This is a genomic window from Aeromonas enteropelogenes (assembly GCF_000819845.1).
GTDB classification, from domain to species: domain Bacteria; phylum Pseudomonadota; class Gammaproteobacteria; order Enterobacterales; family Aeromonadaceae; genus Aeromonas; species Aeromonas enteropelogenes.
In genome coordinates this window covers 81,316-104,878 of the sequence record NZ_CDCG01000028.1, presented here as the reverse complement: position 1 = coordinate 104,878, position 23,563 = coordinate 81,316, and the positions used below count along the sequence as shown (strand labels likewise).

The following is a 23,563-nucleotide window of genomic DNA, read 5'->3' as shown; positions in this document are numbered from 1 at the left end:
TCTCTCTGATTTGCCATCCTGCGGCAAAGCATATTCCCAAAAGATATAAATGAACGTTCTTTATTATTTTATCGCGCTTAGCCATCCCGATAGAGTGCGCTCATCAGGTATGGAGAGATGCAAAATGGATTATTTGCCGATGTTTGCCAAATTGGACGGTCGCCCGGTGTTGCTGGTGGGCGGGGGCGAGGTCGCCCTGCGCAAGGCGCGCCTGCTGCTGGCGGCCGGTGCCCGGCTGACCCTGGTCTCTCCTGAACTGGACCCCGCATTCGATGAATTTGCCGATCGCTTCACCCATCTGGCCGAGCGTTTCCGCCCGGATCATCTGGCGGGTCAACTGCTGGCCGTGGCCGCGACCGACGATCTCGAGGTGAACGCCCTGGTCTACCAGAGCGCCACCGAGCGCGGTCTGTTCGTCAACCTGGTGGATGACCCCGAGCGCTCCAGCTTTATCTTCCCCTCCATCATCGATCGCAGCCCCATCGTGGTGGCCGTCTCCAGCGGCGGCAAGGCCCCCGTGCTGGTGCGCCTGTTGCGCGAGCGGCTCGAGAGCCTGCTGCCCCGCCACCTCGGCGGTCTGGCGGAGCTCTCCGGCCGGGTGCGCAGCCGGGCCAAGCAGGTGCTGGCCTCCCTCTCCGATCGCCGCCGCTTCTGGGAGCGCGCCTTTGCCTCCAACACCCTGGCCGGTCTGATTGAGAAAGCCGATTGGCAAGGGGCCGAGCAGTGGCTGAACGAGGGACTGGACAAGGCCCGTACCGAAGTGGGGGAAGTGGTGCTGGTGGGGGCGGGCCCGGGAGATCCTGGCCTGCTGACCCTCAAGGCGCTGCAACAGATCCAGCAGGCCGAAGTGGTGCTCTATGACCAGCTGGTCTCCCCCGAGATCCTGGACCTGGTGCGCCGCGACGCCACCCTGGTGTCGGTCGGCAAGAAGGCGGGTGCCCACAGCGTGCCCCAGGAAGAGACCAACCGCCTCTTGGTGGAATACGCCAAAGCGGGTAACCGGGTGGTGCGCCTCAAGGGGGGCGATCCCTTCATGTTCGGCCGTGGCGGCGAGGAGCTGGAAGTGCTGGCAGAGGAGGGCATTCCCTTCTCCGTGGTGCCCGGCATCACCGCCGCCGCCGGTGCCACCGCCTATGCAGGCATTCCGCTCACCCACCGCGACCATGCCCAGAGCGCCGTCTTCATCACCGGCCACTGCCAGAAGGAGGGCAAGGAGCCCGACTGGCAGCAGCTTGCGGCCACCAACCAGACCCTGGTCATCTACATGGGGCTGATGCGCTCCGAGCATATCCAGCAGCAACTGGTAAGCCATGGCCGACGCGCCGCCACCCCCATCGCCATCATCGAGCGGGGCACCACGGCCCGTCAGCGGGTGCTGACCGGCACCCTGGCGGAGCTGGCCGAACTGGCCCAGCAGGCGGTGAGCCCGTCGCTTATCGTCATCGGTGAAGTGGTGGCCCTGCGCCAGCAACTCGCCTGGTTTGGCGAGCAGGGGCAAGGGCAGGAGGCAGAAAGCGGCCACGAACTCAAGCTGGTGAGCCTGGCCTGAGAGGCGAGACCCGAATCGATTTGACGGTGCGGCCAAGGCGGCACCGAACTGAACCAACACCGCGCCCCGAGCAGGTGCGATAGCAATGAACCGAGGACCCAGACATGGACCGTGAAAGACTGACCCAACTGCAGCCATCCGATGCACAGAGCATCCGTGCAGGTGTCACCCGCGAGCGACTGACTCACCTGCAGCAACTGGAAGCCGAGAGCATCCATATCATCCGCGAGGTGGCCGCCGAATTTGAAAACCCGGTGATGATGTACTCCATCGGCAAGGACTCCTCCGTCATGCTGCACCTGGCCCGCAAGGCCTTCTACCCGGGCAAGATCCCCTTCCCCATGCTCCACGTGGACACCAACTGGAAGTTCAAGGAGATGATCAAGTTCCGGGACGAGACCGCCAAAAAGTTCGGGCTGGATCTCATCGTCCACAAGAACCCGGACGGTCTGGCCATGGACATCAACCCCTTCGTGCACGGCAGCAGCAAGCACACCGACATCATGAAGACCGAGGGGCTCAAGCAGGCGCTCAACAAATACGGCTTCGACGCCGCCTTCGGTGGTGCCCGTCGCGACGAGGAGAAATCCCGCGCCAAGGAGCGGGTCTACTCCTTCCGCGACAAGTCCCACCGCTGGGATCCGAAGAACCAGCGCCCGGAGCTGTGGCGCGTCTACAACAGCCAGGTCAACAAGGGGGAGAGCATCCGTGTCTTCCCGCTCTCCAACTGGACCGAGCTCGACATCTGGCAATACATCTATCTCGAGAACATCGACATAGTCCCGCTCTACTTCGCGGCCATGCGCCCCGTGGTGGATCGCGGCGGCATCAAGATCATGGTGGATGACGATCGCATGCCCATCGGCCCGGAAGATGAAGTGAAGCAGGAGCTGGTGCGCTTCCGTACCCTCGGCTGCTACCCGCTGACCGGGGCCATCGAATCCAATGCCACCACCCTGCCGGAGATCATCGAAGAGATGCTGATCACCACCTCGAGCGAGCGGCAAGGGCGGCTCATCGACCACGATCAGGCCGGCTCCATGGAGCAGAAGAAGCGTCAGGGCTATTTCTAAAAAATGTTCTAAGGAATCGCAACATGAACAACCACATTCAGACCGCCATCAGCGAACAGGGCATTGAAGCCTACCTGCACGCCCAGCAGCACAAGAGCCTGCTGCGTTTTCTCACCTGCGGCAGCGTGGACGACGGCAAGAGCACCCTCATCGGCCGCCTGCTGCACGACTCCCAGCAGATCTATGAAGATCAACTGAAGGCACTGGAGTCCGACAGCCAGAAGCTCGGCACCACCGGCGAGAAGCTGGACCTGGCCCTGCTGGTGGACGGCCTGCAGGCGGAGCGCGAGCAGGGCATCACCATCGACGTGGCCTACCGCTATTTCTCCACCGCCAAGCGCAAATTCATCATCTCGGACACCCCGGGCCACGAGCAGTACACCCGCAACATGGCCACCGGCGCCTCCACCTGCGATCTGGCCATCATATTGATCGACGCCCGCAAGGGGGTGCTGGATCAGACCCGCCGCCACAGCTTTATCGCGAGCCTGCTCGGCATCAAGCAGTTCGTGGTGGCAGTGAACAAGATGGACCTGGTGGAGTTCAGCCAGGAGGTGTTCGATCGCATCAGTGCCGATTACCGCGAGTTCGCCAAGAAGCTCAGCGTCGACACCATCCATATCGTGCCGGTCTCGGCGCTGGACGGTGACAACGTGGTCAACCAAAGCGACAAGCTGGCCTGGTACGAGGGCGAGACCCTGCTTTCCTTGCTGGAAAACGCCGAAGTTGAGCGCGAGCTGGAGCGCCACCCGGTGCGCCTGCCGGTGCAGTACGTGAACCGCCCCAACCTCGATTTTCGCGGCTTCGCGGGCACCCTGGCCTCCGGCATCCTGCGGGTGGGCGACAAGCTGGCCGTGCTGCCCTCCGGCAAAGAGAGCACTGTGACTCGCATCGTCACCTTCGACGGGGATCTGGAGTACGCCCTGCCGGGTCAGGCCATCACGGTCACCTTCGCGGACGAAATTGACATCAGCCGGGGCGACCTGCTGGTAGATGCGGCGAAAAAGCCCCAGGTGACCCAGAACGTGCTGGCCCACATCGTCTGGATGGGGGAAGAGTCCCTGCAGCCGGGCCGGGTCTATGACGTCAAGCTGGCGACCAAGAAGAGCCGTGGCCAGGTGGAGGCCATCCGCCACCGTATCGAGATCAACAAGCTCGACGAGCTGCCGGCCTCCGAGCTCAAGCTCAACGAGATCGGCCTGTGTGAATTCAGCCTGACCGACCCGGTGGCATTCGATCCCTACCAGGAGATCCGCGACACCGGCAGCTTTATCCTGATCGACCGGCTGACCAACGTCACCGTGGGCGCGGGCATGATAGTGGAAGGGCTGGCGGCCAAGGCGGTGGCAGGGCAATACAGCGAGTTCGAAGTCGAGCTCAACGCTCTGGTGCGCAAGCACTTCCCCCACTGGCAGGCGCTGACCATCAGCAACGATTCCGGCAAGGAGTAAGCCCATGACCTGGCAACAATCCCTGGTGCTGGGTCTGCTGGCTGCCCTCGTCGCCCTGCTGATCCAGGGCAAACTCCGGCCGGCGCTGCTCTTCTCGGGCGCCGTGCTCATCACCTACCTGAGCGGCCTGGCGGACATCAACGCCGTGGTGGCGGGCTACACCAACAGCGCCCTGCTGACCCTGGTGCTGTTGCTGCTGGTGTCGCTCGCGGTGGAAAAGACCCGGGTCATGAGCTGGTTCGCCAACCTGGTGGGCACCGGCTCCTTTAACAAGGTGCTGGTGAAGGTGTGGTTCTCCACCGCCTTCCTGTCGGCCTTCGTCAACAACACCGCCGTGGTGGCCTCCATGCTGGGGGCGGTCAAGCGCAACCCCAACCATGCGCCCTCCCGGTTGCTGCTGCCCATGTGCTTCGCGGCGACCTTTGGCGGCGTGCTGACCCTGATCGGCACCTCCACCAACCTGATCGTCAACAGCTTCCTCATCAAGATGGGAGCCAAGCCGCTCGGCATGTTCGACTTCTTCATGGTGGGGGCGGGGACCCTGCTGACCGGCCTTATCGCGGTGCTGCTGTTTGCCCGTCATCTGCCGGAGCAGGACACCGAGATGAGCCGGGAATCCGGCTATTTTCTCGAGGCCAAGGTAGGCCCCGGCTCGCCGATGGCCGGGCGCAGCGTCAAGGAGAACGGCCTGCGCAGCCTGAAAAGCCTCTACCTCGCCGAGATCATCCGTGGCAATCAGGTGATCTGCCCGGTGCAGCCGGAACACGAGCTGCATGAGGGGGACATGCTGCTGTTTTGTGGCGATGTGGAGAGCGTCGGCGTGCTGCAGGAGCTCAAGGGGCTGGATCTCTACGGCCAGCACCGGCTCAACGGCCAGCACCTGGTGGAGGTGATCGTCAGTCACAGCTCGCGGCTGGTGGGGCAGACCATCAAGGATGCAGAGTTTCGCACCCACTTCGATGCGGTGGTGCTGGCGGTGCGCCGGGGCGAGACCCAGCTCACCGGCGGCCTCGGCCAGATTGAATTGCACGCAGGGGACACCCTGCTGCTGGCCCCAGGCCCCAAGTTTGCGGGCAACAAGTCCCTCTCCCGGGAGTTCGTGGTAGTGAGCGGGCTGGAGGCCTCCACCCGGCTCGATGCCACGCGCAGCGCCGCCGTGGTGGCGGGGTTCCTCGGGGTGCTGACCCTGTCGGTGCTCGATCTGGTGCCGCTCTTCAAGGGGCTGCTGGTGATGCTGGTGGTGCTGCTCTTCTCCCGCATCCTGACCCTGGACGAGATCCGCCGCCGCTTTCCCCTGGATATCTGGCTGGTGGTGGGCGGGGCGCTCGCCATCGCCGATCAGCTGGAGAAGAGCGGCCTGGCCAAGCTCATCGCCGACTGGCTGATGGGGGAGTTCAACGGGGCCAGTCCCTTTATCGCCTTCGTGGGAATCTATCTGTTTACCCTGGTGCTGACGGAGTTGATGAGCAACAACGCCGCCGCGGCGCTGGCCTTCCCCATGGGATTCCAGCTGGCGCTCAGCATGGACGTCTCCACCATGCCGTTCATTCTGGCGGTGCTGTTCGGGGCGAGTTCCAGCTTTATCCTGCCCTACGGCTACCAGACCAACCTGATGGTCTATGCGGCGGGCAACTACAAGATGCCGGATTATCTCAAGCTGGCCCTGCCGGTCTCCCTGGCCTACAGCATCGGGGTGATCGTCATGGTACCCCTGCTGTTTCCGTTTTAAGGTCTGATACCGGGGGATGTGTTAAGGGCTGCTTATGTTAACGCGGCTTTTATCAAGGCTGCTTATGGCACAGGGGAGTGCCAGGGCACTGGCATCCAGGCGTGAGCGCCAATCAGGGGGGGTTGCATGCGCAATCTCAGGGCATCAGCACCTTGCCGCCTCATCGCGAGGCGGCTCCCCGTGGTGCCGGACAGTTTAAGTTTTGAGGCGTGAGCGCCAATCAAGGAGTGTTGGGTGAGCAATGCCATGGCATCAGCACGTTGTCGGCTGATAGTCCGAGGCGGCTCCCTGTGGTGCCGGACAGTTTAAGTTTTGAGGCGTGAGCGCCAATCAAGGAGTGTTGGATGAGCAATATCGTGTGGCATGCCCATGCCGTCGACAAACAGAGCCGGGCCGAGCAGAAGGGGCAAAAGCCCTTGGTGATCTGGTTTACCGGGCTCTCCGGGGCGGGCAAGTCCACCCTGGCGGGGGCGCTGGAGCAGGCGCTGGCCGCCTCGGGCAAGCACACCTATCTGCTGGATGGGGACAATGTGCGCCACGGCCTCTGTGGCGATCTCGGCTTCGATGACGCCGCCCGTCAGGAGAATATCCGCCGGGTCGGCGAGGTGGCAAAACTGATGGTGGATGCGGGCCTGATCGTGCTCACCGCCTTTATCTCGCCGTTCCGTGCCGAGCGTGCGCTGGTGCGCAACCTCTTGGGGCCAGACGAGTTTGTCGAGGTCTTTGTCGATGCACCCCTTAGCGTGTGTGAAGAGCGAGACCCCAAGGGGCTCTATAAAAAGGCGCGAGCGGGGGAGATCCGTAATTTCACCGGTATCGACTCCGCCTACGAGGCGCCCGAACAGCCGGAAATCCATCTGCTTAATGCCGGTAAACCGGTGGAGGTACTGGTGGATGAGTTGATTACTGCTCTAAGGCAGCGAGGGTTGATCGACTGAGGTTGATTGTCTGGACGGATTATTGATAAACAAGGGGCGTTCGCCCCCTTGTTTATTGCTTTCCTGCCAATGATTTCCTTTTTTGTCATCACCATTAATCTGAAGAGAGCTATTGATAATATAGATGATAATAAGCTTCCTCAATATACAGTGAACCTGATACTTAACAATCTGTCGAAATAAGGACAGATGCCGAACTTTCTGTCTCAAAGAAGAAAGACTCAGTTATTAAGGTAGCTATTTGCTTAACATGGATGGTGTTCCAATCCTGTCTTATAGTGTTTCAATAATCATATCTTGGTATGATTTTATTATGGGGAAGCAATTTGTTGCTATGAATGATTTTTTTAAGTCATCAATATGGATGTTATTAATGTCTAAACCTCTATATACGATAGGTGATGCATTGCTGTTCTTATTTTTTTCAGCAAGAAGCATATTTAATTTTACCATGCGAGCAAGCTCTTCTTGATAAAGAAAAAATTGACGCAAATGAGTGTTTGTTATTGTTGTGTGATTTTTACTGTTTGTGGTTAGAATCTCATCGATTAGTCGATTCAATCTAGAGCGAGAGTCAATGGCATCATCAATAATATCTAGCCAGTTATTATCTATAGTGGACAGTAAATTTAAAAAATACAATGTCCTGCTTTTATTATAATTTATGAATCCAGGCCACATTACGTCTTCCTTTGATATGTCAATAGCTTTGTCAAACTGTTTACATGCAGATGTTAAATACATAGTAATCTCTTCTCGAATGGGGGGGGAGAGAGAAGCAAGTTTTGTATTTATAAGATTAAGTCCCTTAATTGATAGCATATCTGTAGATTCTATTTTTAGAGACTCACGCAGTAAATGCATACCTTTTTTGTTGTAATACAAGCCAAGATAATTGTGATAGATAGTTTTAGTAACAGGGTTACGAAGTATCGGTCCTCGAACATGAAGAAGATCAGCATGAATATTGAAATTTCCATCTGAAACAAAACGTTGATAAGCTACAACAGCTTTAAATAGTTTGATGGACTCGGTAATTTGAATGGAATTCCCTTTACTGATTGAGTATAGAATTTTACGTCGCTTATCTATATTGTTTAGTATGCTCTCCATGCGTTCTTTATAGCGCTTTCTATCAGTATCAGATGCGTTAAAAACAGCGGGAAAGATTACAATTAGATCGATTATATACTGCAATGTATCAGCAAAATGCACTGCGGTATGAGATTCTTTTTTTAACTTGTATTCTATTGATTCAAAGATTTTATTGTCAAGGTCCTTTTCATTTTGAGATTTAAAATGACTAATTAACTCAGGTAGTGAGGTGACATAGTTTTCGTTGTCAAGAATGTTGCCATCCATTTTGCTTATATTATTAACACTGTCAATTGATGTGTATGTGCGGACAGCAATAAATAAAGCCAATAATGCAATGCAAAACCCTACTATTGATATTGTGAAATTAAGTAGATCTTTTCCTTCGTTTAGATAATGTATCCATACTGCAAGACAAGAGGAAAGTAGAACAAGTACAGAAATCGTTACGTAAAAAATGTTTGCTCTTTTCATTTAATTCTCTAATGCGCCTAATTTTTAGTATGAAGGATTGTTAATCTATTCCAAATAAACATTTGGATTATGTTTTTTGTGGCAATTAAAAGTGGTGGCCATCCTTAATTTATCCATCAACACTATAGTTCAAAGAGACTGGATAGGATATATGTTGATATGTCTTTCTTGACGTGTTTGTAGACAATAAATCAGTCACCATATTGAGTGATATTTGGTATGTCGCCACTTGCTTACCTGATTTATCAGACAAAGCTACCGCCCCTGAATTTCAGCCTCCAGTCTGCTGCTTGTGACCCGTGGTGTGGCTCTGGTCTGGGACATAGGTGACTCCGATAAGACGGTTGCCAAGCGACTATGTTACCGAACGGGGTTATGGTGGAAAGCGGGAAACACTCGCTTTCTGAGCAATATCAATAAATTAATCAATAGCGGGTGGGGGTGGGGCATCTCAACAACGAGCGCGCACCAGAGAGGGAGGTAAAGTCGGGAGGTGAAATCTGGGCGGTCGCCAATCAGTTTGCCGGTTGCTTGCTGGCATTAAAAAACCATATGGGCCTGCGGACCCATATGGTTTTTCTGCGGCGATTGCTCGTGGGGGTTATCTGGCTTGGCGTACCGGCACGGCGTCTGCAAGCGGCATTTCGTGGCGACGCTGGGTGGCCGGGGGGGCTTTCTGGAACTGGCGCACCAGCCGGTCGAGATCGTTTAACTGGTTCACCAGCCGGGTGATGCCGTGCACGGCGTGCTGGCTGCCGACGCTGGAGTCATCGGCCAGGGTCTTGATGCTGAGCACATTGCGGTTGATCTCTTCCGTGACGTGAAATTGTTCCTGTACCGCCTGGGCAATCTGGCCGCTGCCGGAGGAGACCTGCTGCAGCATGCTGTTGATCTGCTGCAGTATGGTGCCGGTGGCCGACGCTTTCTGCTGGCAGCTCTCCGACAGTTGGCAACCTTTCTCCATCGCATGCTCGGCATTGGCGGCACTGGTTTGCAGCTCGGTGATCATCTTCTGGATTTCGCTGGTGGAGGATTGGGTTTTGATGGCCAGCGCGCGAATTTCGTCGGCGACGACCGAGAACCCTCGGCCTGCCTCGCCGGCCCGGGCGGCCTCGATGGCGGCATTGAGAGCCAGCAGGTTGGTCTGGTTGGCGATGTTGTTGATCACGTCGAGAATGCCGTCGATATCCCGGCAGTGGCCGACCAGGGCATTGATCACGCTCTTGGAGGTCATCAGTTCACTGTTCATACCGGCCACGGCAGTCACCGTTTCGGTCACGCTGCGATTGCCGTCCTTGAACAGATCGGCAGTCTCGTCCAGCAGACTGGAGGATTCGCTGGAGCTGTGAGAGACCTCGCGGATTGACTCCGACATCTCGTTGACGGCGGTGGCCACCAGATTGGTCTCACCCTGCTGTTGCTGCAGGTTGTTGGTGATGGACTCGGCATTGCGCAGATCGCCCTCGGCAGCCTGCAGAATGATGCTGCAGGTCTGTTCGGTACGCGCCAGTACGGCATTGAACTCGGCCTGATTCATTATCATGGAAAGTTCGATGGCGGCGACGTTGTCCACCTTGTTGGTGTAGAGCAGTTGCATCAGAGGATTGTCGAAGCGGCTGCGGGCCATCTTGTTGAGCTTGCCCAGGCGACGGGAGAGACAATTGATAACGATGGCGGCCAGTGCCAGCGGGAGAGCTGCCAGTGCCAGATGCCAGCTCATCTCGCGGTTGTATTCCAGGCTCAGCATGGCAATCAGGCTCACCAGCAGGCAGAGGTTGATGGTCAGGGTGTGGGAGAAGGTCGGCAGCTTGAGTGCCAGCGGCAGCTTGTCATTGCGCAGATCGGCATAGATACGTTCGGCTCGCTGCTTGAGCTCTTCGCTTGGCGCGGTACGTACCGACTGATATTCGACCACCCGACCACTGGCATCCTTGATGGGGGTGACGAAGGCGCTGACCCAGTAGTGATCGCCATTCTTGCAGCGGTTTTTTACCGGCCCCATCCAGCATTTACCCTCTTTGATGTGGCGCCAAAGATCGGCGAAGGCCTGTTTGGGCATATCGGGGTGGCGGACCATATTGTGATGCTGCCCAATCAGCTCGTCCGGCGTGAAGCCCGCAATATCGCAGAACTCCTCATTGGCATAGGTGATGCGGCTTTCCAGATCCGTGGTGGAGATGAGGTTCTGGTGATCCGGGTAGAGGCGTTCGCGTTGGGTAATCGGTTGATTGACTCGCATGGCTTGGCTCCCGAGCAGTAGTGGTTGAATTTTGATCTACATCAAGACTCATTGCCATGTAGGTGCCACCAAAAAATGCAATTGATTTGTATCTTATTAACGGACTAATTCCATACGAGGCTCTCGTATTTATCATCCGCAAGGGGGCCGGAAAATGTACCCCGGGGTCTATTGCGCTTGCGAGCCATGTCGGCCCGGTCGGGAGCCGCAAGTGGCAGGGCGTGTGCCGCCCCGCCAGAGGATCAGGGGTGGGGATCGGGTTCGGCAGAGGGGGAGTCATTGACGAGTGGCTGAACTTCGATCTGCATCCCCTGCGCCAGCACAGTTTTGAGGTCCTGCAGATACTCTTCCAGCGGCGGCTCTTGCAGCAATTGGGCCAGCTCGTTGCCGACCGGAGTCAGGCGGTAGTAGAGCAGGGTGAGGTTGGCCTGTTTGTGGTGCAGGTGCCAGCGCTGGTTGCCAAACTCCAGCTCCACCCCGTCAGCGGGTAGGGGGCCGGATTCCAGTTCGCCGCGGTGCAGCAGGCCGAGTTCGAACAGCTGCAGCAGGGCGTTGTAGGGTAGCCGGTATTTGCCAAGGCCGAGGCGGGTCACCTTGGCGCGGCTGAGCAGGCTGCCCCCCTTGTGCAGCCCCAGCAGCAGGCGCTGCTCGTCGCTGCCCAGATAGTGGCAGGAGAGGGAGCAGAGTCGCTGGAACAGCTGGGCCTCGCGCTGGGTCATCTCTTTCAGGGTGGTCAGGGCGCGGATGGAGAAGCGCCCCGGCGTGGCGACCTCGATGGCGAAGATGCGGCCCCACAGCTGCTGCATGGGCACCATGCTGATGTCTTCCGCCAGTTGCAGGAAGCGGGTCAGCCAATCGCTGTCCATCTCGCCGCCGGCGGCAGTCTCTGCACAGTGGCGGGAGGCCATCACCATGATGGCTTCCAGGTTGCGCTGGCGGGCGGCCTGATCCGCCAGCTGGCGAAAGGTGGCACGCTGCTCGAAGGTGCTGTCGGTGTTGCGGGTAAGCATACCGTCGATGCCACGGCTGCGGGCCAGGCGCAGGGTCTGCTCCTGGCTGCTCAGGATGGAACTCTCTTTCTTGGGTGGGGGCAGATCGGCCATGCTGACTCCATTAGCACAGGTTCAGGGGGGAATGTTACTCCAAGCCGGGGAGCAAGATAACAAAGAGGCCTCCACAGAGGCCGCTTTTTTTGAGATCTGACTCTTACTCTTCGTAAACGCTCACCTCGACCGCATCCATCGAGTAGGAGGCGGTGGCCATCTCGTGGCTGGAGCTGACGGTGTGCATCTTGCCTTTCACCCAGATGGCGTCCCACAGATCATCCACCGGTGCCCCCTTGGGGTAGCTCACATAGATCACCTGGTTGGTAGGGGGCGGCGGCACATGGATGCAGGCGCCGAAGTAGGGCACCAGCAGGAAGGCGGTGATGGTTTTGGCATCCCCTTCCAGCGGCACCACGAAGCCCGGAATGCGCACATCTTGGCTGTCCAGCTTCTTGTTCACGCCCCCGACCGGTTGTGGTACCGACATGGGATCTTCGTGATTGACCTGGGGCGGTGGCAGCAGTTTCTCCCCTTCCGGGATCAGCACATCCCAGTCGATGGTCTTGTAGTCGGCGGCCAGGGCCGGCAGCACCAGCAGGCTGGCCAGCAGCGCCGCGATTTTCCACTTCATCGTGTGTCCTTCTCTTGTTGTTCACGGCGTCATCACTAGACGCGGATGCTCATGCCATCGCTCAGGCTGTAGCGGTAGGCGCGGGCGGCGGGCAACAGGCCTATCACCATGCCCGCCAGCCACACCAGCCCCAGCAGTTGCCACTCGTAGGCGCTCGGCAGTCCCAGGCTCAATTGCAGGCCATAGTGACCGAGCAACCAGGGGGTGGCAAGGGCCTGTCCGGCATAGAGGGTGGCGACCCCGAGGGCGATGCCCGCTGTGGTGAGGGCCATCGCCTCTAGCGTCAGCAGCAGGAACAGGTGGGCCGGTCCGGCGCCGAGGGATCTTAGAATGGCGAGCTCGCGGCGCCGCTCGTTGAGTCCGGCCAGCAAGGTGGTCAGCATGCCGATAAGGCCCGCCACCACCACGAAACCGGCGATCACCGAGAGCGCCGTTTCAGCCACGCTCATCAGGCTCCACAGCTCCTGCAGGGCGGCGCCCGGCAGGATCGCCATCAGCGGCTCACCCCGGTAGGTGTTGACGCTGCGCTGCAGCTGGAACGCCAGTATCCGGTTGCTGAGGCCCACCATGAAGGCAGTGATGGTCTTGGGGGTCAGATCCTGGGCCAGCGCCTGCTCGGCGGTCACATTTTTGCTGTGGCGGCCTGTGTCCCAGCCCAGATGGATTGCCTCGATGCCGGCCAGTGGCACGTGGATGGTGCGATCGATGGGCGTGCCGGTCGGTGCCAGAATGCCCACCACCTTGAACGGCAGGTTGTCGTGCTGGCTGAACGAGGTGTTGCCGGCGCCGTGGGCGATGACGATGGACTGCCCCAGGTGATAACCGAGCTTCTCGGCGACTTGGGCGCCAAGCACGGCTTCGAACGGCGTATCGAACGGGCGCCCTTCCTTCATCTGCAGCGACTGCTGCCGGCCGTATTTGAGGTGGGTGAAGTAGTCGCCATTGGTGCCGAGCACCCGAAAGCCCTTGTGGGAGTCGCCGAGGGAGAGGGGGATGGTCCAGGCGATGCCGGGTCTGGTCTTGATGGCCTGATAGGCATCCCAACCCACGTTGTTGGTGGGATTGCCGATGCGAAACACAGAATAGAGCAGCAGATTCACCTGGCCGGAGCGGGCGCCGACGATGAGATCGGTTCCCGATACTGTATTGGCGAAGCTCTCGCGCGCCTGGTTGCGCACCCGCTCCACCCCGAGCAGCAGGGTGACGCTGATGGCGACCGCTAGCAAGGTGAGGCCGGCGGTGAGGCGACGGGCCCAGAGACTTTGCAGGGCGAGTTTCAGCATGTGGCCCTCCTGTTCAGCTGTTGCAGGTTTTCCACCCGGGGGAAGAGGGGCTCCAGATAGGGGTCATGACTGACGAAGATGAGGGTCGAGCCCTGTTTGTCGCACTCCTCGAACAGGAGCTTGATAAAGGCGGCCCGGTTGTCGGTGTCTAGGGCCGAGGTGGGCTCATCGGCGATCACCAGCGGCGGTGAGCCGATCAGCGCGCGGGCGGCGGCCACCCGCTGCTGCTGGCCGATGCTAAGGGCATGGACGGGCCTGTGCAACGCCTCTTCGGGCAGCTGCAGTTCCGTCAACAGGCGCCGGGCCTCGGCGTCAGCACTGCCGTGCAGACGCGCCCGCTTCTCGGGGGAGAAGGTGAGGGCGGCGGTGACGTTGTCGAGAACGGATAAAAACGGCAGCAGGTTGAACTGCTGGAAGATGTAACCCAGATTGGCCGCCCGGAACCGGTCACGGGCACGGCCGGAGAGCCGGGCCAGCGGTTGGCCCAGCACCTCCATGGTGCCGTGGTTGGCGGTCTGGATCCCGGCGAGCAACCCGAGCAGGGTCGACTTGCCGGAGCCCGAGGGGCCCTTGATAAACACCCGCTCACCCTCTGTGATGGTGAGGGCGGGCAGATCGAGTACAGCCTCATGACCCGGCCAGGCAAAGGCCAGATCGCGGATCTCAACCACGGTGTTTTTCATGACGTTACCAGCTCAGTTGGTTAGCGGAGGGGGTCAGCTCGGCTGCGGTCTGGCCAGTGGGCAAAATACCCTGCACGCTCAGCTTCTCCAGGGTTGGATAGACGCTGAACAGGGTGGCCTCCAGCCCGGCGAGCTTGTCCGGCAGCGCGCAGGTATAGGTATACATGGCGCCTATATCGGCGTGGCCAGCCTCATTGTGCTGGTGATCATCGTGGCCGTCGTCAGACTTTTGATGGTCATGGTCATGGTCATGGTCATGCTCTTTATTGGCCGCGTTGATTTCCTGCTGGGTCAGCTTGCAGCCCGCCGCCGGTGCGAAGCGAAACAGGGTGTCCGGCTGTTTTAGGCGATCCACCGCCCTGGCGTATTGCGCCTTCTCTTCATCGTTCTTTGCCGCGTGCTCGAATCCCACCAGATCGGCGGCGGGGGCCTGAAATTCCAGCATCAGCTGGTTGCCGTCGAGCACCAGATTGAGGTGGCCGTGACCGTGCTCGTGGGCACCGTGGCCATGGCCGTCGTGTTCGTCGTGATGTGCGTGTGCACCAAAGGCCGCTACGGCCAGCAACAGGGTAACTGCTTTCATTGTGAATCCTTTTAAAAAACAAATAATTCAGATGGATGGGAACAGGAAAGCAGTGCGGGGCGGAGCACGGATGGCATAGGCGTGAGCGACCTGGCGAGGAGGTACCGTCGGTATGATGTCGACAGGCTGCCACCAGGTGGCGGTGGGGGGAAGGAGTTGAATCGAAGGAGGGATAGCCTGATTGCCATCCAGATGGAGGGCGCAGATCAGGCAGTGGTGATCGTGTCCGGGCAGGGAGGCGTCAAGGGGGTGCTGGGCCAGGGCGGGTTGCAACCACAACCAGCCCAGCAGCAAGACCCAGATTATTCGCTTGAAACGACCCATAGACCCTTATGAGAAGGGCGCCATTCGCGCCCTTCTCTCTGATATCAGAGATGGGACTGGATGAGCCCCATCACGGTTGCGATGTTGTTGGCATCGAGCTGGCCATCTTTGGCAAACAGCACCTTGCCATCTTTATTTACCAGGATGATGGCTGAACTTTCCGGTGCCAGATCCCAGGCATTGCGTGCCATGCCCTTGGCATCCAGCACGATGGCGGACCAGGGGAACTCTTTCTTGCTGTCTTCGGCACTGCTCTTCACAAAGCCCGAAGTGCCCCAGATGGCGTCATTGCTGTTGATGATGGTGACGGTCTGGTACTTGTCGTGAGGCAGCTTGGCAGCCTTGATCGCCTCTATCATGGGGGCGTTGAGCTCCTTGGCGCTGGAGCGGCCAGCGATGTGCTGGATCATGAATACTTTGCCGCTGAGCGCCTTGCTCTGCCACGGCTGATAGCCAATCTCCTTGCCATTGAGCACCAGCTCGCCCTTGTCACTGATATTGACCAGCGGCACCTGGCTCGCTTCCTTGATGTTGTGGGCAAAGGCCAGGCAGGGCAGCAGCGCCAGAGTAAGTACGAGATGTTTCATCCGGATGACACTCCATTTGTTATGTTATAACGAGTTGCTGGTTGAGGGAATGGGCGAGTTTCATCCTAAACTGATCGGATCTGTTTAAAAAGTGTTAAATCAGATCGTGAGATGGATAGCCAGACGCCCCGCCAGTCAGGAGACTGGCTGGCAAGGGCGGCAAGAATGGCATGGGAGCAATAAAAATCAATGAATTGGCGGCTGGTCTGAGGTGTCAGGGTCAGTAGAGGGACTCGCTGATGAGGGGGATCCTGGCCATGGTCATCTGTTGGGCCAGCAGGGGGGAGCCTGTCAGCAAGACGTGGCGTTGGTTGTTGATCACCACAATATCGCCGGGCACGCCGCTGTCTGCGGTGATGGCCAGCCAAGCGGGGGAGACACTGCCGATGCTGATATTCGGGTAGATGATGCTGAGCACGTATTGCGGTGCCAGTTCGGCCAAGAGGCTTGCCATTAGCAGCGCCTTCTCGTCGCTGTCCGCCTTGTTCTCCTGCAGGGCCTGCAACGGCGGTGCGAAGTGATCCATCTGTTCCGGGCGGGTCGGGATGGCGTTAAGCCACTCCTGCAGCAGATTGATGCTGGTGGCCAGATCCTTGGCGGCGAACTGCCGTGCCAGCGGCTTGAGATCGCTCTTGAAGTGATAAAAGAGCTGGGAGTAATCGGGGCGCACGCAAGGGAGCTTGCGGTTGGCCGGATGTACGCAAGGGATCACCCGCATCTGGTAAAACGCATCGTCCTGATACTGCTGGTAGGCTTGCCAGAAGAGCAGCGACTCCACGCTGTCGTCGTGGACCGTGAAGGCTTGTTCCAGATTGCGAAACTTGGTGGCGGTCTCCGGACTGTTCTGGTTGATAAGGTTGATGCTGTTGTAGAGGCGCGGGCTTATGTAGGCGTAGAGGGTCTCCAGCGGGTTGGTGAGGGAGGCGTCGAGCAGGTTCATATCGTGGCGACTGGCGGCCATCACCCGATCGTCGGTGGTCAGCTGGAAGTGTTTGAATTGGCCATCGCTCGATTGCCACTGCCAGCTCAGGTTGATCTCGCTGGCCTCGATGGCGCAGGTGCACAGGTTCAGGCTTAACAGCAGACCGGGTAGCGGCTTCATGGTGATGCTTCCTGCCGGGAACGATAATTAACAACTAGGTGAGCCGGCGGCGGTTTGAGGATGTTTCGTTTTGTGATCGGGATAACAGATTGATGCGCCTTTAAATTTAATTGTGAAATTAAGTCGCTCTGGAGGGGATATGAAGCTTTTGATGATATGGCTATTTGGCTTGCTGAGCCTGCCGGCGCTGGCCGGGCCGGTGATTGTCAGCAAGGGTGGAGAGAAAATAGATGCCTTTGCCCTGCGGGATCAGCTGGCGCGCGAGCATGAGTGGCAGGAGTGGTTGCGCTTCCAGCAGGCTATCAAGTGGTTGGAAGTATTGCCGGTCAATTGCGAGCTGATGAGTCAGCAGGGGGGAGGGTATCGCTGCGGGGGAAACTACTATCGCCCCTACCAGCAAGATGGACGGGAAATATATATTCAGGGGAATCCTGGCGGAGAAATGTCCGGCCAGCCATCGTCACCATCCATAAAAAAGGCGCCATAAGGCGCCTTTTTATCGACCGGTACGCTTACTGGGCAGCGTAACGTTCGGCAGAGGTTTTGATCTCGGCTTCGGCTTCGGCCTTGTCGCCCCAGCCTTCTACCTTGACCCACTTGCCTGCTTCCAGCTCTTTGTAGCGCTCGAAGAAGTGCTGGATCTGGGCGCGCAGCAGCTCCGGCAGATCGTTCACATCCTGGATGTGGTCGTACTGCTTGGTCAGCTTGGAGTGCGGCACGGCAACGATCTTGGCATCTTCGCCAGATTCGTCGGTCATCTTCAGTACACCAACCGGGCGGCAGCGGATGACGGAGCCGGCCAGCAGCGGGTAGGGGGTCGGAACCAGTACGTCGACGGGGTCACCATCCAGGGAGAGGGTCGCGTTCACATAGCCGTAGTTGCACGGATAGAACATGGGGGTAGACATGAAGCGATCCACGAAAATTGCGCCGCTGTCCTTGTCGACTTCGTATTTGATCGGGTCGGCATTCTGCGGGATTTCGATGATGACGTAGATATCGTCGGGCAGGCTCTTGCCAGCCGGTACCAGGTTCAGGCTCATGATAATTCCTTGATTGTTAGTATCAGGTTTGCAGGCGGATATTATAGCGATGTGATGTTAAATGACCATCTTTCAACGGTCATTGGCCGCATGCCATTGATGGACTCGTTCGCCGTGCGGCTTTGATACCCCCTTGATACAACAAAGTGGCGAGTTTTTCCTCGCCTGCCGTGGGTTTGCAGAGGTTGCGACCACCTCCGGCACTCAGCAAACTGACTCGTAAAGCTCCAGCGGCAACCCATCGGGATCGGCGAAGAAGGTAAAGCGCTTGCCGGTCAGCTCGTCTACCCGCACAGCCTCCACCTCGAGGCCGTGGCGTTGCAGATGGGCAATGACCCGATCGATATCGCCGACTCGAAAAGCGAGATGGCGCAGGCCGCAGGCTTCAGGTTGAGAAGGGCGGGCGGGGGGATTCGGGAAACTGAACAGCTCCAGCTGGCTGCCATCCGGCAGGGCCAGATCCAGCTTCCAGGATTGGCGGGCTTCGCGCAGGGTTTCGCAGATGATGGGCAGCCCCAGCACCTGGTGATAAAAGTGGCGCGAGCGCTCGTAATCGCTGGCGATGATGGCCACATGGTGGATGGCCTCAAACAGTGGCAAGGTCATGATGACTCCTTGTCTGCGGGAATAAATAATCAACGGGCAGCCTGGGCTGCCCGTCTCGTCCTGTTAGTTGAAGAAGCCACCGAACCACTCGTCCAGCGTGCTGCGCGGTGAGGGACTGCTGGCGCAGCTGATCGGGGTGCCCAGAGTGGCGGTTTTGGCCGGCACCTGCAGGATGCCCGGGCAGTTACTGGCAACATGAGCGCCGCTGGCACGGGAGAAGTTGGCCCAGCTTACCCCTTCCGGCGTCTTCAGTCCCAGGCTGTTGACGCCGCGCTGGCTCATATAGCCACTGAACAGCTGCAGGGCACCGCTGGAGCCGGTCAGTCCCGCCGGGGTGTTGTCGTCGCGACCGACCCAGACGCTCACCAGCTCGTTGTTGTCCAGCCCGGCAAACCAGGAGTCGCGCAGCTCGTTGGTGGTGCCTGTCTTGCCCGCCATGGTGGCGCCGGGGAACCGGGCGCTGAGGGCCCGTGCCGTACCCTGGCTCACCGTCTTGGTCATGGCAAACAGGGTCAGCCAGCTTGCCTGGGGATCCGTCACCTGCTTGGCCCCCTCGTCATGGCGATAAATCAGGGTGCCATCCCCCTTCACTACGGCACGGATGGCCGACAGCGGCTGGGTCAGCCCGCGGTTGGCGATGGGCAGGTACATCTGGTTCACCTCCAGCGGTGACAAGGCGACTGCCCCCAGCACCAGGGACGGATAGGGCTGGATCTCCTGCTCGACCCCCATCTTGTGCAGGGTGTCTACCACCTTCTCCAGCCCCACCTGCAGACCGAGATTGACGGTCGGCACGTTGAGGGAGCTGGCCAGCGCATCCATCAGCGGCACGCTTTGGCGGAACTTGCGATCGTAGTTTTGCGGTGTCCACAGCTGGCCATCCTGGCCGCGAATGCGGATCGGCTGATCCTTGAGCGGGGTCGCCAGGGTCAGTCCGTTGGAGAGACCGGTCAGGTAGACCGCCGGCTTGACCAGAGAGCCTATCTGGCGGCGGGCATCCAGCGCCCGGTTGAAGCCGGCGTAGCGGGGATCCCGGCCACCCACCAGTGCTACTACTTCCCCCTTGTGCCAGTCGGAGACCACCATGGCCGCCTCCAGCTTCTTCTTGCCCCGCTGTTTCTCGATCTGGGCCAGGCCAGACTCGACCGCCCGCTCGGCGGCGTGCTGGGCGATGGGATCCAGACTGGTGAAGATCTTGAGTCCGGACTGCTTGAGTAGATCTGAGCCGAAGCGGCTCTGGATCTCCCGCTTGAGCAGGCCCATGAAGGCCGGGGTGCGGCCATAGCTCATCTGGCCCCGGGCGATGATGCCAAGGGGCTGCTTGCTGGCCAGCTCATACTCGGCCTGGGTCAGGCTGCCGTGATCCATCAGGAGTTTTAGCACCAGGTCGCGGCGCGCCTTGGCCCGCTCCGGGAAGCGCCAGGGATCGTAATAGGAGGGGCCCTTCACCAGGCCCACCAGCAGGGCGACCTGATCGATATCCAGCTCGTTGACCGGAATGCCGAAGTAGAAGTAGGAGGCGAGCCCGAAGCCGTAGACACCTTGCGAGAAGTTCTGCCCCAGATAGACCTCGTTGAGGTAGGACTCCAGGATCTCGTCCTTGCTGTAGCGATAGTCGATCAGCACTGCCATGTAGGCTTCCTGCAGCTTGCGCCACAGGCTGCGTTCACGGGTCAGGAAAAAGTTCTTGGCCAGCTGCTGGGTCAGGGTACTGCCCCCCTGCACGGTGCGCCCCGCCACCAGGTTGGCAAACATGGCGCGCATGATGGCCACCGGCGAGACGCCGCCATGCTGGTAGAACTCACGGTCTTCCGTGGTGAGCAGGGTCACCAGCAGGCTGTCAGGCACCTCTGAGAGGCGTACCAGCAGGCGATCCTCCCGATCCTCGGTGTTGAGGCGATCGAGCAGCACCGGGTCCATCTGGGCGTAGCCGAGCTGGCGCTGGTTCTCCAGCGACTGGATCTGCTCCAGACGGGGGCCGTTGAAGGAGAGGCGCAGGCCGCGGGCACCGTCGGCGCCGTCATAAAACTCGAACGGGCGACGCACCAGCTCGATGCGATTGCCGTTGATGGTGTACTCGCCCGGGGTATGGGGCTGGCGCACCCGCTTGTAGCTCAGCATGTTGAGCTCGCGCACCATCTGATCCCGCGACAGGCGCTGCCCAGGGTAGAGCTCCAGCGGTCGGCTGTAGACCATTACCGGCAGCTGCCACTTCTCGCCGTCAAACCGCTCGCGCACCTTGGTATCGAGATAGATACCGAAAACCACCATAAAGGCGGCCCCCACCAGGGAGAGCTTGAAGCCAAGCCAGAACAGCTTGCGCCAGATGGTGCGCTTGGGAGCCGCCGCCTTCTTGGGCGTGCGTTTGCGTCGTTGGGTTGCCATGAATCCTCTTTTACTTGTTATGTAGCCATTGCGGGGTCATGCCTCGCCGGCCTCTGTGGCCAAGCGGGCATGCTCCCTGCCATGAACTGATCCTGCTCGCCGGGGCAGCATTGGCTGCCCCGGCGCGTGGCCTGTCATCAGGCCGACATTCGCGGGCTACTCCTGCAGCCCCATCTTTTTCTTGGTGACCCTGGTCGGCATCGCTTCCAGCGGATTGTCCGGCCAGTAGTGGCGGGGGTAGCGTCCCTTCATCTCTTTTTTTACTTGCTCGTAGGAGCCGGCCCAGAAGGCGGCGAGATCGGCGGTGATCTGCAGCGGCCGCTGGGCGGGGGAGAGCAGCTCCACCACCAGGGGCACCCGGCCATCGGCCACGCAGGGGGTGGCCGCTTGACCGAACATCTCCTGAATGCGCACCGGGATCACCGGGGCCTGACCCGGTTGATAGCGGATCCGCACCCGGCTGCCGGTCGGCGCCGTGAAGTGGCTTGGCAGCGCCTCGTCCAGCCGTCTGGGCAGCGGCCAGGGCAGGGACTGGCGCAGGATCTCGGTCAGGGCGAGCTTTTTGAGCTGCTCCAGCCGGGTCATGCCGCTTACCGCCGGCAGCAGCCACTGCTCAAGGGTCGCCAGCAGACTCTCCTCGTCCATGGCGGGCCAGGCTTCATCCGGCAGCCAGTCGCGGGCGCAGCGCAGACGAGCCAGCAGCCCTTCGCTCCCCTCGTCCCAGGGCAGCACGTGCAGCCCCTTGCGCCGGATCCCCTGCAGCAGGCAGCGCCCCTTCTGCTCATCGGAGAGCTCGGTGAGCGGCCGCTGGCTCAGCACCAGTTCGCCGATCACCTGCTGGCGTTCGGCCCGCACCCGCTCCTCCCGCTCGTCCCAGTCAAACCACTGGCGCTCGCTCACCAGTTCCGGCAACTGGCGCACCAGCTCCTCCAGTTCAACGGGTTCGGCGATGAAAATGCGGCTGCCGCGCTCGTTCTGCCCCATCTCAATGGCGATGAGCGCCCCTTGCCCCTGGCATGGATGACCTTCTACCAGATCGCAGCTCACCCCACCACTGAGTTGATAACGACTGGCGCTGCGCAGCTTGCCGATGCGATCCGGCCAGGCGAGGGCGCAGAGCAGCCCCAACCACTGACCTTGCGCCGCCGCAGGCCTTGTGCCAAGGCGCTCGAACCAGCGGGCGGCGCCCTGGCGCAGGGCCCCCTGACGGCGATGGAACAGCACGGAGAGGCGCTCCGATCCTCGCAGATCCTCTTCCAGCAGCGCCACCAGGAAAGCGGCATCGGCGACAATCCCTGTCAGACCCTCGCGCTCCAGCTCGCGGGCCCGCAGCAACATGCGGGCGAGGCGCGGGTGCGTACCGAATGCAGCCATGGCGCGGCCGGCCGGGGTGAGTTGCTGCTCGCCTTCTGCCTTCATGGCGCCGAGGGATACCAGCAGCCGTTGGGCGCTGGCCACGGCCGCCGCCGGGGGCTTGTCCAGCAGCGGCAGATCGTCAACCTTGGCGCCCCACTGGGCGGCATCCAGCAACAGACCGGTCAGCTCCTGGGTGAGGATGTCGGGCGGACTCTGTTCGGCGAGCCGCTCTTGCACCTCGCTGCTCCAGAGCCGGTAGCAGACGCCCGGGCCAAGACGCCCGGCCCGTCCGGCCCGCTGGGTGGCGGAGGATCTGGCGATCGGCCGGGTCTCCAGCCGGGTGATGCCGCTTTTCAGATCGAACGAGGCCCGTCGCTCCAGCCCGCTGTCGATGACCACGGAGATCCCCTCGATGGTGAGGGAGGTCTCAGCCACGTTGGTGGTGAGCACCAGCTTGCGGCGACCCGCCGGTGCCGGTGCGATGGCCGCCTGCTGCGCCGCCATGTCGAGGCGACCGTAGAGGGGGGCGAGCAGCACCTCTTCCGGCAGGCGTTCGGCCAGCCATTGCGCCAGTCGCTCGATTTCACCCTGCCCGGGCAGGAACACCAGCAGGCTGCCATCGTGAGCCGCCAGTGCCTCCAGCACCACGGCGCCCACCTGGGGTTCCAGCCACTGCTGGCGATTGGCGGGGCGGTAGTGGTAGTCGATGGGAAAGCCGCGCCCCTCGGAGCGAATGACGGGGGCATCCGGCAGCAGGGTCTCGAGGGCCATGCCATCCAGGGTGGCGGACATCACCAGCAGTTTGAGATCGCCGCGCAGCCCCTGCTGGCTCTCGATGGCAAAGGCCAGGGCGGTATCGGCATGGAGGCTGCGCTCATGAAACTCGTCGAAGATGACCAGGGAGACGCCACTGAGCTCGGGATCCTGCTGCAGCATCCGGGTCAGTACCCCCTCGGTCACGATTTCGAGCCGGGTGGTGGCACTGGTGCGGCTCTCGCCACGCACCCGCAGGCCGATGCGCTCGCCCACCTTCTCGCCGAGCTGGCGGGCGAGAAAGCTGGCGATATTGCGCGCTGCAAGGCGTCTGGGTTCCAGCATGATGATGCGACCTGGCAGCCGGTGCTGGCGTACCAGCTCCAGCGGCAGCAGGGTCGATTTGCCCGCGCCAGGGGGCGCCTGCAGGATCACGGAGGCATGCTGGTCGATGGCGGCAAACAGTGCGGGCAGCACCGACTCGATGGGAAGCTGGGACAAAGCGATGAAAACCTTCTGTGGCACCTTCAAAACGGCGCTTATTCTGCCACAACCCCAGCCACTACCGTGAGCGCCTGTGACCGGGACGGACATTGCTCGGCCGGACGCCGAGACAGGCGCCGCCCCGCTGCC

20 protein-coding genes are annotated in these 23,563 nt (G+C 60.1%); 6 read left to right on the top strand and 14 right to left on the bottom strand.

Going from position 1 to position 23,563, the window contains the following annotated elements; translation table 11 throughout:
- The first annotated feature begins 124 nt into the window (after positions 1 to 124).
- The 5 genes from cysG to cysC all read left to right on the top strand — a co-directional run bounded on the left by cysG (position 125) and on the right by cysC (position 6,740).
- Positions 125 to 1,549, top strand: a complete 1,425-nt coding sequence (gene cysG, locus BN1123_RS10855; protein WP_042026962.1) for a siroheme synthase CysG — start codon at positions 125 to 127, stop codon at positions 1,547 to 1,549.
- Between the two features lie 104 nt (positions 1,550 to 1,653).
- Entirely contained in the window at positions 1,654 to 2,622 is a 969-nt protein-coding gene (gene cysD / locus BN1123_RS10850; protein ID WP_010675598.1) for a sulfate adenylyltransferase subunit CysD, read from the top strand.
- A 23-nt stretch (positions 2,623 to 2,645) separates the two neighbouring features.
- Positions 2,646 to 4,073: a sulfate adenylyltransferase subunit CysN gene (gene cysN / locus BN1123_RS10845; protein ID WP_042026960.1), complete on the top strand. Its 1,428-nt coding sequence runs from the start codon at positions 2,646 to 2,648 to the stop codon at positions 4,071 to 4,073.
- A gap of 4 nt (positions 4,074 to 4,077) precedes the next feature.
- A complete protein-coding gene (locus BN1123_RS10840) occupies positions 4,078 to 5,802 on the top strand; it encodes an SLC13 family permease (RefSeq protein ID WP_042007068.1) in 1,725 nt (574 codons plus the stop codon).
- 344 nt (positions 5,803 to 6,146) lie between these two features.
- The gene (gene cysC, locus BN1123_RS10835; RefSeq protein ID WP_042026959.1) at positions 6,147 to 6,740 is read left to right on the top strand and encodes an adenylyl-sulfate kinase; all 594 of its coding nucleotides are present in this window, start codon (positions 6,147 to 6,149) and stop codon (positions 6,738 to 6,740) included.
- A gap of 273 nt (positions 6,741 to 7,013) precedes the next feature.
- On the opposite strand, the gene BN1123_RS20915 is transcribed toward cysC, so the two are convergent.
- The 10 genes from BN1123_RS20915 to BN1123_RS10790 form a co-directional block, all read right to left on the bottom strand.
- Positions 7,014 to 8,309, bottom strand: coding sequence for a hypothetical protein (locus BN1123_RS20915; protein WP_082037528.1), 1,296 nt, complete (start codon positions 8,307 to 8,309; stop codon positions 7,014 to 7,016).
- A 601-nt stretch (positions 8,310 to 8,910) separates the two neighbouring features.
- Positions 8,911 to 10,548 (bottom strand): methyl-accepting chemotaxis protein, encoded by a 1,638-nt coding sequence (locus BN1123_RS10830; protein ID WP_042026957.1) that lies wholly within the window; start codon positions 10,546 to 10,548, stop codon positions 8,911 to 8,913.
- Positions 10,549 to 10,790: 242 nt separating this feature from the next.
- Complete coding sequence (locus tag BN1123_RS10825; RefSeq protein WP_042026956.1) at positions 10,791 to 11,651, bottom strand: TIGR03899 family protein; 861 nt, start codon at positions 11,649 to 11,651, stop codon at positions 10,791 to 10,793.
- A gap of 103 nt (positions 11,652 to 11,754) precedes the next feature.
- Positions 11,755 to 12,225, bottom strand: coding sequence for a DUF3299 domain-containing protein (locus tag BN1123_RS10820; protein ID WP_026457751.1), 471 nt, complete (start codon positions 12,223 to 12,225; stop codon positions 11,755 to 11,757).
- 35 nt (positions 12,226 to 12,260) lie between these two features.
- Positions 12,261 to 13,508: an ABC transporter permease gene (locus tag BN1123_RS10815; RefSeq protein WP_042026954.1), complete on the bottom strand. Its 1,248-nt coding sequence runs from the start codon at positions 13,506 to 13,508 to the stop codon at positions 12,261 to 12,263.
- The gene (locus BN1123_RS10810; RefSeq protein ID WP_042026953.1) at positions 13,502 to 14,191 is read right to left on the bottom strand and encodes an ABC transporter ATP-binding protein; all 690 of its coding nucleotides are present in this window, start codon (positions 14,189 to 14,191) and stop codon (positions 13,502 to 13,504) included. The genes BN1123_RS10815 and BN1123_RS10810 overlap by 7 nt, the downstream gene beginning before the upstream one ends.
- A gap of 4 nt (positions 14,192 to 14,195) precedes the next feature.
- The gene (locus BN1123_RS10805) at positions 14,196 to 14,774 is read right to left on the bottom strand and encodes a DUF2796 domain-containing protein (protein WP_042026951.1); all 579 of its coding nucleotides are present in this window, start codon (positions 14,772 to 14,774) and stop codon (positions 14,196 to 14,198) included.
- Positions 14,775 to 14,801: 27 nt separating this feature from the next.
- Positions 14,802 to 15,098, bottom strand: coding sequence for a DUF2607 family protein (locus BN1123_RS20910; RefSeq protein ID WP_082037527.1), 297 nt, complete (start codon positions 15,096 to 15,098; stop codon positions 14,802 to 14,804).
- 44 nt (positions 15,099 to 15,142) lie between these two features.
- Entirely contained in the window at positions 15,143 to 15,685 is a 543-nt protein-coding gene (locus BN1123_RS10795; protein ID WP_026458078.1) for a YtfJ family protein, read from the bottom strand.
- Positions 15,686 to 15,905: 220 nt separating this feature from the next.
- Entirely contained in the window at positions 15,906 to 16,787 is an 882-nt protein-coding gene (locus BN1123_RS10790) for a hypothetical protein (RefSeq protein WP_042026948.1), read from the bottom strand.
- A gap of 139 nt (positions 16,788 to 16,926) precedes the next feature.
- On the opposite strand from BN1123_RS10790, the gene BN1123_RS10785 reads away from it, so the two are divergent.
- On the top strand, positions 16,927 to 17,274 hold the full coding sequence (locus BN1123_RS10785) for a hypothetical protein (RefSeq protein ID WP_042026947.1): 348 nt from the start codon (positions 16,927 to 16,929) through the stop codon (positions 17,272 to 17,274).
- A 25-nt stretch (positions 17,275 to 17,299) separates the two neighbouring features.
- Here BN1123_RS10785 and ppa read toward each other — a convergent pair whose 3' ends face one another.
- The 4 genes from ppa to hrpB form a co-directional block, all read right to left on the bottom strand.
- A complete protein-coding gene (ppa, locus tag BN1123_RS10780) occupies positions 17,300 to 17,830 on the bottom strand; it encodes an inorganic diphosphatase (RefSeq protein ID WP_042026945.1) in 531 nt (176 codons plus the stop codon).
- Between the two features lie 204 nt (positions 17,831 to 18,034).
- Positions 18,035 to 18,436: an SMU1112c/YaeR family gloxylase I-like metalloprotein gene (gene gloA2 / locus BN1123_RS10775; protein ID WP_042026944.1), complete on the bottom strand. Its 402-nt coding sequence runs from the start codon at positions 18,434 to 18,436 to the stop codon at positions 18,035 to 18,037.
- Between the two features lie 63 nt (positions 18,437 to 18,499).
- Positions 18,500 to 20,821, bottom strand: a complete 2,322-nt coding sequence (gene mrcB / locus BN1123_RS10770; RefSeq protein WP_026456953.1) for a penicillin-binding protein 1B — start codon at positions 20,819 to 20,821, stop codon at positions 18,500 to 18,502.
- 156 nt (positions 20,822 to 20,977) lie between these two features.
- Positions 20,978 to 23,431, bottom strand: a complete 2,454-nt coding sequence (gene hrpB, locus BN1123_RS10765; protein WP_042026942.1) for an ATP-dependent helicase HrpB — start codon at positions 23,429 to 23,431, stop codon at positions 20,978 to 20,980.
- Positions 23,432 to 23,563 lie beyond the last annotated feature (132 nt).

Bases quoted from the DNA above. Each gene is read 5' to 3' on its own strand.
- BN1123_RS10805 (WP_042026951.1), bottom strand. From the start codon at position 14,774: ATGAAAGCAGTTACCCTGTTGCTGGCCGTAGCGGCCTTTGGTGCACAC.
- BN1123_RS10785 (WP_042026947.1), top strand. From the start codon at position 16,927: ATGAAGCTTTTGATGATATGGCTATTTGGCTTGCTGAGCCTGCCGGCG.
- BN1123_RS20910 (WP_082037527.1), bottom strand. From the start codon at position 15,098: ATGGGTCGTTTCAAGCGAATAATCTGGGTCTTGCTGCTGGGCTGGTTG.
- BN1123_RS20915 (WP_082037528.1), bottom strand. From the start codon at position 8,309: ATGAAAAGAGCAAACATTTTTTACGTAACGATTTCTGTACTTGTTCTA.
- gloA2 (WP_042026944.1), bottom strand. From the start codon at position 18,436: ATGACCTTGCCACTGTTTGAGGCCATCCACCATGTGGCCATCATCGCC.
- BN1123_RS10795 (WP_026458078.1), bottom strand. From the start codon at position 15,685: ATGAAACATCTCGTACTTACTCTGGCGCTGCTGCCCTGCCTGGCCTTT.
- cysN (WP_042026960.1), top strand. From the start codon at position 2,646: ATGAACAACCACATTCAGACCGCCATCAGCGAACAGGGCATTGAAGCC.
- BN1123_RS10790 (WP_042026948.1), bottom strand. From the start codon at position 16,787: ATGAAGCCGCTACCCGGTCTGCTGTTAAGCCTGAACCTGTGCACCTGC.
- BN1123_RS10820 (WP_026457751.1), bottom strand. From the start codon at position 12,225: ATGAAGTGGAAAATCGCGGCGCTGCTGGCCAGCCTGCTGGTGCTGCCG.
- BN1123_RS10815 (WP_042026954.1), bottom strand. From the start codon at position 13,508: ATGCTGAAACTCGCCCTGCAAAGTCTCTGGGCCCGTCGCCTCACCGCC.
- cysD (WP_010675598.1), top strand. From the start codon at position 1,654: ATGGACCGTGAAAGACTGACCCAACTGCAGCCATCCGATGCACAGAGC.
- mrcB (WP_026456953.1), bottom strand. From the start codon at position 20,821: ATGGCAACCCAACGACGCAAACGCACGCCCAAGAAGGCGGCGGCTCCC.
- BN1123_RS10810 (WP_042026953.1), bottom strand. From the start codon at position 14,191: ATGAAAAACACCGTGGTTGAGATCCGCGATCTGGCCTTTGCCTGGCCG.
- cysC (WP_042026959.1), top strand. From the start codon at position 6,147: ATGAGCAATATCGTGTGGCATGCCCATGCCGTCGACAAACAGAGCCGG.
- BN1123_RS10825 (WP_042026956.1), bottom strand. From the start codon at position 11,651: ATGGCCGATCTGCCCCCACCCAAGAAAGAGAGTTCCATCCTGAGCAGC.
- cysG (WP_042026962.1), top strand. From the start codon at position 125: ATGGATTATTTGCCGATGTTTGCCAAATTGGACGGTCGCCCGGTGTTG.
- BN1123_RS10830 (WP_042026957.1), bottom strand. From the start codon at position 10,548: ATGCGAGTCAATCAACCGATTACCCAACGCGAACGCCTCTACCCGGAT.
- ppa (WP_042026945.1), bottom strand. From the start codon at position 17,830: ATGAGCCTGAACCTGGTACCGGCTGGCAAGAGCCTGCCCGACGATATC.
- BN1123_RS10840 (WP_042007068.1), top strand. From the start codon at position 4,078: ATGACCTGGCAACAATCCCTGGTGCTGGGTCTGCTGGCTGCCCTCGTC.